At 35.1% G+C, this 6917-nt stretch carries 4 protein-coding genes; all 4 read right to left on the reverse strand.

Annotated features, from left to right (window positions below; translation table 11 throughout):
* Window positions 1-7 precede the first annotated feature (7 nt).
* The gene (locus tag FD18_RS04575; RefSeq protein ID WP_057718837.1) at window positions 8-1333 is read right to left on the reverse strand and encodes a C1 family peptidase; all 1326 of its coding nucleotides are present in this window, start codon (window positions 1331-1333) and stop codon (window positions 8-10) included.
* Between the two features lie 33 nt (window positions 1334-1366).
* Window positions 1367-3016, reverse strand: coding sequence for an APC family permease (locus tag FD18_RS04580; RefSeq protein ID WP_057718838.1), 1650 nt, complete (start codon window positions 3014-3016; stop codon window positions 1367-1369).
* Window positions 3017-3541: 525 nt separating this feature from the next.
* Window positions 3542-4969, reverse strand: a complete 1428-nt coding sequence (locus FD18_RS04585; protein WP_057718839.1) for an amino acid permease — start codon at window positions 4967-4969, stop codon at window positions 3542-3544.
* Between the two features lie 19 nt (window positions 4970-4988).
* On the reverse strand, window positions 4989-6827 hold the full coding sequence (gene tdc, locus FD18_RS04590) for a tyrosine decarboxylase (protein WP_057718840.1): 1839 nt from the start codon (window positions 6825-6827) through the stop codon (window positions 4989-4991).
* Between the last annotated feature and the right edge of the window lie 90 nt (window positions 6828-6917).

The following is a 6917-nucleotide window of genomic DNA, read 5'->3' on the forward strand; positions in this document are numbered from 1 at the left end:
GTATTCTTTAAATTGGGTTCATTGCGTTCCAGTATGGAAGCATTACAGGTTCTTTTTCATATGCAGCAAGTTGTTCATCAGTTAAGTACTTCTTGTTGACAACAGTTTCGTAGGTATATTGTTCCATCCAATCGTTGCCCATAATAAAGTAGCCTTTGTGACCTGGCTTAGTGCCCCAAGAGTTTTGAATCTTCCATCTTATTGGCTTGTCATCACGCATGTCAACACCAGAAATAAGCATTGCATGAGTTGGCAAACTTTCACGATATTCAAATCTCTTAGTCTTATCAGTACCTAACTTAATACCAAATGAACGATCCCAGTCGTAAACATTAACATCAAGTAAACCAGCATCTGGAGCCCATTCTTGTAGGACGTCACAACCAAACCATACAGGTTCGTCATCCTTTAATTGTTCAAGAGCAGTCTTTTCCATATCTTTCATTGAAACGTTGAAGTAACGACTTGGTTGACCACCAACCATATTGCCAGAGATTTCAACGCCAAATGGAGTATTGTATGGATAATTTTCACCTGGTAAGTTCATTAGTTCAACATAATCATCAAAGTTGATGTTAACAAACTTCTTGAAGAATTCTATTGGTGTAACTTGACCAGTAGTATGATATTCATTGTTTTCATCACGATATTCGTAGGTGAATTTGTCTGGAGGAGTACCTAATGAAATAGCTAATACACGGTAGTTTTCTGCATTTAAGTGGTGAAGAACACTCTTCATCTTTTCATCAGATGCGTCGCTATTAGCTAAATCACGTAACTTCATAGCGTCTTTTTGTAACTTTCTGTTAAACATACGGTTTAATTCTTGTGAGTTAGCACTAGCAGCAGTTTCTGGGTAGGCTTCCATTGGAACAATACCGTATTTTTCAATTAAGTCTACTAATAGTTGCCAGTCACCACCATCTTGTTGAGGGGTAGTAAGTAACCAGTTAACTAGACGGTCTGATAATGGACGATCAGCTGTGTTAATAATGTTTTGGTAGAAATAATTAGCTTTTTCTAACTTATCATAGAAGTAAACATAGCTCCCTGATAAGTCCATATTTTTTATATGATGATCTTTTTCAATGTGATAGCGAATAAAGTTTAAACCAGAGAAATCCCAGCAACGACCGGATTGTTTTTGATTTAGAACATGATTTGAATCAACATCAATTGAAAATACAAATGGTGCACTATTAACTACACTTTGATTTGTGATTGACTTCTTAATACCGTTTTTCATTACGGCATTTTGTGTATTACGATACTTTGGTGTATCTAAAAATTCTGATCTAACTTGTTTTAAATCTTCATTATCAATTTGTACCATAATTAATCTCTTTTCTTTAAATCGATAATTTATTTAACTTTTATCAGTTGAAATCTCATTGTTTTCATCTGCTTTAACAACGTCATCAGAAACTTGTTCATTTGGCTTATATGGGCGCTTAATTGGCATACCCATTGGATTTTGATCTTTAGACATAACAGTTGTTGGAACGTTTGATAAAGCCTTTCCAGGTTTCTTAAGTCCTTCAATTTCCCAAGTAAACGGAGCAAATTTATTGTTCGGATTTACCCACTCTGGGTGTTTCTTAGAAAGTTGATATAAGACAAAACAAACGATTAAAACGACAGCGACTAAAGCTAAAATAACAGAAATATAAACTGTTGATGAACCAACTTCTGATTTAACTTGTGCTGGAGGATAGATAGCAAGAACAATCCCGAAAACGGATGAAATTATACCTACTCCTGCGACAAGCCAAGCACCAAAACTACCACCGGGAACTTTAAATGAACGAGGACGGTTAGGTTGGTCATAACGTAAACGCAAGAAAGCTGTAAACATTAAAATGTAATAAAACATGTACAGAACAGTGATTGTTTGAGTAACTAGAATAACAAATCCTTCAACATTTGGAATTAATTTAACTAGATAGGCAACAATCGTCATTCCAGCGATTTGCGTATACATTAAATGTGCAGGCATGTTATGTTTATTGTTTTGTTGGAACCAGTGTGGTAAAAATCCACTTCCTCCAACTTGGCCTAACATAAATGAAGGACCTGCCATATTAGTTACAACCATCGCAATAGTATTGAATAGTAAGGCCCAAACAAGAACCATGTACAACCAAGGCATACCAATTGTTGATCCTAAAACCCTGAATACAGAGTAGAGAGTGTATAAAACATTAATTTGTTTTTCAGGAATAATCATTGCAATGATTACAGTACCAACAACAAAGATTAAGAAAGCAAGAATAATTGAGATAAACATTGCTTTAGTGAAATCTTTTTCAGGATGCTTCAATTGCTTAATGTGAGCGGCGTTAGTATCAATACCGGTGTATGAGAAGAATACTCCGGCAGCTAATGCTAATGTACTCATTCCATTCCACTTAGGAATTAATCCCTTCGGTGTCATTGGAATAACAGGTTGATGCCCCTGAGCTACCCAAACAATAGCTAAAATAATCATAACGGCTAAAGGAATAAGACTTCCGATAATAACACCGTATTTAGCGATGTTAGAAAAGGCCTTAACACCTTTAGTAGCTAAATAAGTAAGGATCCAATAGAAAATGACCCAACCTGTCATGATCAGCAATTCGTGTTGTGGTGCTTGAGCGAATTTTACAGCCGCATCATAGTTTGGTGTATAAAACATGATGGTTGCTGTAAAGCTTGGCATCCCCATCCCAAAGTTCAAAATTAATTGGAACCACAGGATAAGTAAACAGGTTAGTCCCCAGCCTTTACCTAAACCTTCACCAACCCAGCGGAAAATTCCTCCGCGGTTACTCCAACCAGAAGCTAGTTCAGCCGCAACTAAAGCAGTTGGGATGAAGAAACAAATAGCTCCGATTGCGAAGTACGTTACTGATGCAAGTCCATAGAATGATTGCTGAACATCGTTTGCGATTCCGGCAACTATGGAAACATTCATCATTGTTAGGGCAAGGATAGATATATAGGTCTTTTTCTGTTGAGTTTTATTGTCTTCCATGAAAATACCCACTCCTTCTAAAAAGGCAAAAGAAACTAACTAAAAAGATGGTAGGCTTGTGAATCTCTTTCATTAGCAACATCTGTTATTAATGAAAGAGATTAGTTCACATGAGTTTTCATCAAAATAGAAAGTTAATAAAACAAATAGATATTTATATAACGACTTGCAAGTTAAAATAATAATTATCTATTCGTCTCTTAGGTTAGAAGTTAGAAATAAAAAAAGCAAATGAAAAGACTTATAGTGTTATTTAAATAAGTAGCTATAATTATATATACATGCAATTATAAGAAAACATTACCGTATTACATCATATATTAATATAGAAGCGGTGTTATAAAATTAAATAAAAGATGAAAAATAACAAGTAATAGATTTTGTAAGCATCAAATTGATACGAAAAAACATACTTCAATTCAAAATAATGTCTTAACTTAATGATAGTATTTTGATATCAAAGTATGTTTTTAATTAACTATTTATATGAGTAAGTAGTATTTTTATTAAAGTATAAAACTAATATTAGTGCTTAGAAGCGCTATTTTCTTTAGCCATTAAATCTTTAACTTCACTTGTCCATGAATCTTTTCTAATCTTAACGAACCAGAATGGTAAAAGTGTTAAGACAATACTGATAATTGCTACAATAATGAAATTGCTTAAAGTACCAACTGCGAAAGTAGCAATTAAAGCAATGATAATTGTGGCAATCAATACAATAGAAACAATCCATGCAACAAATGTATTTCCGACTTTAAATGGACGCTTTAAGTCAGGCTTTTGCAATCTTAACTTAATAAATCCAATTGCCATAAATACATATACTACACAGTATAGAACTGTCGTAGCATTTACTAATTCTAGAAAGGCAGCGTTGATACCAGGAATTAATAGATATACTAAAGCAAAGAGGGAAATAATCGTAGCTTGAGTAAGGAGAACGGTATGTGAATCACCAAATTTGTCTGTCTTCCAGAATTTGAATTTTGGTGGATATAATCCCTTTTGTGCACTTGAAATAATAGTTTTTCCGGGTCCGGATGCCCATGCAGACAATTGAACACTTACCCCAATGAAGACTAGAATACTAAAGATATTAGCAATCCAAGATGGTAAGCCCAAAATTTTATCAAAAACAATAACTGGTTGAACGATATTGTTTAAGTCAATTTGTGAAGATGGAACTACCGCACTTTCTAGAAATCCATTTACGGTATTTAATAAGAACATGAATACTAAAGTTACCAAAACACCAATTGGGTAGTAAGATACTTTTTTAATTCTAGTAATGTAGACTGAAGACATTTCAATTCCCGTAAAAATAAAGATTATAGGGGAGAAGAATTGAAGTGATTTCATATCAGTTGGATCAGGAATTAATTTAGAGGCATTAAAATGTCCTAAAATAGAAGCTGGTTGAATGCCATTTTTGATTACAGCGCAAATACCAAGAATAGTCATTACAGCTAATGGAATATAGATTCCTAGCCAAGCACCGATTTGTCCAGTAATCTTAGCCATGTCGAATTTCATATTCAAAAATGTAATAATCCAATACACTACTAAAATAACGATAAGAGTAAATATGTTATTAGTGCCTAGTTTATCTTGATTAATAGCCGTTGCTAATAATGGAGGTAGTGCGGAAGCGACCATAACCATTCCAGGGAACATTTGTACCCAAAGAAGCCAAGAGGTTGCAAATCCGAAGCTTGGACCTAATGAATTATTAACCCAAAGCTCAGGACCACCTTTTTCAGGGAAAGTACTACCAAATTCACCGGATATTAAACAAATAGGTAAAGCGAATAGAAATGTAGCTACTCCCATGTAGAAGAACATTGTCCAGCCACTACCGGCAACATCAGGAATATTACGGATACTTGCGGCTAATGCCACCGTCATCCCAATGAAGGTCCCTAGACCTACTTTTGAAGTTTGAGTTTTCATAACCTATACTTCCTTTAGATTAAAGAATTTCATTTAATTTCTTCTCCATAGATTTAGCTATTCCCTTTGAATAGAAGTCAAATAGCTTATTGTCATTTAGATAAGGAGTCATAATAGCGGCACGTAACAAGGTTACAGAACCAACTTTGTTCCATTCATCTTTGGTAAAGCCCATCTTTTCGATAAATGGAACTGGTGAATCGCCATATGTATCTTTTCTAAAGATAGTGTGGGAGGTAAGGAATCTATTTGAGTAAACGTGACTATCGTACATTGATGAGAAGTCAAACATTTTTTCGTTTAATTCGTTTGTCTTTTCTAGACTAGTTTCACCATTAATCTTTAATACCCAATCAACCATGTTAAAGTCAGGGTTATCTAGTGGATAAACATCAACTTCTTTGCCTTTTACATTAAACTTCAATTTCTTTAAGAAGTTTCTGAATCTTTGAGCAGCTTCAATAGATGATCCAACTAAACGTCCATATCCTGTTACATTCAATGGAAGAGTACGATGTGCAGCCCAAACGGCAGCTGCAGTAGCACCAGCTTTCGATCCACCGATAATGTATGAACCTAACATGTCAGGTGCAGAAGCTGTCTTCTTTTCAAATACATATGGAGCAAAGTAAGAAATAACGTTACGCATAGCTTGATACTTAATGGCGATACCACCTGCTGAATATGGAACATAACCCATCTTGTGTGGATCAACTGTTACTGATTCAGCCTCTTCAATAGCCTTAAAACCACGGTAAACATGTTCAGAAATTCTAACTGGGTAATTGAATACATGGTGTTTCTTTAAGAGATCAGCTAATTGATCGTATTCTACAAAGTTTCCATTTTCATCCTTGAATAATGCACGACCATAACCACCGTAAGCAGCATCAACGTGAAGATAGAAGTAAACGCCTTGTTTTTCCATTTCTTTACGGAACTTAACGATACGATCTACTTCATCAACTTGTCCTTCTTCAGTAGTACCGACAACAGCTACAACACCTAAGATTGGAATCTTCTTTGCAGCAAGATCCTTAATAGTGCTTTCTAACTTGTCAATATCCATTCTGAAGTCGCTCTTTACAGGAATTTGAATCATTTGATCCAAGCCAACTCCAGAAATATCTAAGGCCTTCAACCAAGAATAGTGCTTAGTGTAAGGAACAATGAACTTACCTAATTTTTGAATGTTTTTACCACTACGTGAAGAGTGGGCTTTAACTTCATCAATTTGTTCAGGTGTAAGGGTAGCAAGGATCTTCAAAACGTCTTCAACGGACATGTTGAGCAATTCCCATTCGCTCTTACCCTTTACTTTATCTGGAACAACTTCTTTGAAAGCTAAAGGCATAGATTTAAATTGACGAGCGTACCATAAACCTTCAAGGTTAGCCATTGAACCATCATGAGTAATGTGACCCCAGCCATGCTTATAATCAAAAAGCTTAGCGAAGTCTTCCCCAACTTCTGCTTCCATCTTTGAGGTTGCCATTGAAGATTCCAAAGCAACGTTGTTACTATTCCATAGCATGGCGTAGCAATAAGCTAACATTGATGGCATTAAAGTATCTGAGTTCATTTGTCCCCAATAACGACCAGCTGACATCCATGGGATAGTGCCTGGACGTAATCTTTGGTCTAATTCAGTCAATACTTCATGTTGGCGACGCAATGAATCTTGATATTCTTTCTTTGTTTCGTCATTATCAGTAATGGCAGGAATATCAGAAGGAATATAATTCTTTCTCCATCCTAAGTGGTTTTGTACCAATCTAGTCAATTCGTCAAGATAGGTAGACCCATTTTCTGATTTGTCACCAATGAATAGTGATTTATAATTTATATCTTCACTCATTTTAATAATCCTCCTTTTAAAATAAGTGGCGTTTATTAAATAACGCTGTATTAACCTGACACCTTTTAGCATAATAAAAAAAAAAAAAAA

Source organism: Lactobacillus taiwanensis DSM 21401 (assembly GCF_001436695.1).
Lineage (GTDB): Bacteria > Bacillota > Bacilli > Lactobacillales > Lactobacillaceae > Lactobacillus > Lactobacillus taiwanensis.